Here is a 1736-nt window from a genome sequence, read left to right as displayed (position 1 = left end):
GATAGGCGGTTATTTTTCCTGTATCAGGCATGAAATTATTAGCCGGGTCTTCAGTTGTGATTCGGCATTGAATGGCATGTCCGTGGCACATAATTTTGTCTTGCTCGGGAATACCAATATTTTCATCATGCAAACTTGAGCCGTCAGCAATGTGTAACTGCGCCTGGACAATATCAATACCTGTGATCATTTCGGTGATGGTATGTTCCACTTGGATGCGTGGATTTACTTCAATGAAGTAAAACTGCTGGTCAGGGGTTACTAGAAACTCCACAGTACCAGCATTGACATACCCGACGGATTTCATGAGTTTCACTGCAGCATTGCAAATTTCGTGGCGCAATTCTTGGGAAAGTGAAATGCTAGGTGCAATTTCGATAACTTTTTGGTGACGGCGCTGAACAGAACAGTCTCTTTCATATAAATGAATAATATTGCCATATTGATCTCCCAGGATTTGAACTTCAATATGTTTAGGAGACTGAAGCAGGCGTTCGAGGTAAATTTGGTCATCGCCAAACGAGGTTTTGGCTTCTGATTTTGCCCGTTGATAGGCTTCCTCAAGTTCGCTTGCTGACCGCACAATGCGCATTCCCCGACCGCCACCGCCTAAAATGGCTTTAATAATAAATGGATAGCCGTAGCGTTCAGCAAACGCTTTGACATCTTCCAGACTGCTTACAGGGCCGTCACTTCCCGGTATAACTGGTAATCCGGCGGCTATTGCTTGGGCGCGGGCATTAATTTTGTCGCCAAACATGGCTAAATGCCTGATTTCTGGTCCAATAAATATGATACCTTCTTCTTGACAGCGTTTAGCAAAATTTATATTTTCTGATAAAAAGCCATAGCCGGGATGGATAGCATCGACACCGCGATTTTTGGCTATACGCAGGATGTCTTCAATATCTAGATAAGCATCGACAGGGCTTTTGTTTTCGCCGATTAAATAAGCTTCATCTGCCCGATAACGGTGCAAGGAAAAAATATCTTCTTTGGAATAAATGGCAATGGTACGTATACCCAATTCATTACAAGCCCGCATGACTCGAATGGCAATTTCGCCACGATTAGCAACCAATACGGTTTGAATTCTTTTCATGTAAATTCCCTCCAAAATCAACGATATACATTGATAAGTAAGAGCTATAATTGCTAATTTATCACTGAATTTATAAAAAAACAAGGTATATGCCGAAAATATACTGTATTTATACTTTGGATATGGGGAAGCTTGGCAATACAAGTTTTATATTCCAGGCTTAGCAGGATACAGCTTTTATTGTGACGAATTTTCTTTCATGGAAAAATATTACTTTGTAGAGAAAGGATGATAGTTACTATGCAAATACGTAAACTCATTATTACCGCTATTTTTATGGCGGTGGGTATACTTACATCCCATTTAGTATATATACCTGTTGGTATTGCTAAGTGCTTTCCGCTTCAGCATGTTATCAATATATTGTTAGCAGTGATTTTAGGAACACGTTACTCAGTTAGTGCTGCGTTTGGGATTTCGTTGTTGCGTAATATATTAGGAACAGGTTCACTATTAGCCTTTCCGGGAAGTATGGTTGGTGCGGCATTGTCAGGACTACTGTATAAGAGAACCAAGAGTATTTGGGGAGCTATTGCCGGGGAAATAATAGGAACAGGAATTTTAGGGGCGTTGCTGGCTTATCCTGTTGCCAAGTATTTTATCGGCTCATCGGCTGGCGCATTTTTCTTTATTG

At 40.9% G+C, this 1736-nt stretch carries 2 protein-coding genes; one reads left to right on the top strand and one right to left on the bottom strand.

What is annotated here, in order from left to right; genetic code table 11:
* A partial coding sequence (locus AC29Z1_RS04240; protein WP_488270212.1) for an ATP-binding protein occupies positions 1 to 1102 on the bottom strand: 1102 nt, incomplete at its 3' end.
* 240 nt (positions 1103 to 1342) lie between these two features.
* Between AC29Z1_RS04240 and thiW the strand changes: the two genes are divergently transcribed.
* Positions 1343 to 1736 (top strand): energy coupling factor transporter S component ThiW (thiW, locus tag AC29Z1_RS04235; RefSeq protein WP_488270211.1); only part of this gene is annotated, 394 nt, incomplete at its 3' end.

Source organism: Sporomusa sp., from assembly GCF_057736855.1.
This window is presented reverse-complemented; position numbering and strand designations above follow the sequence as displayed.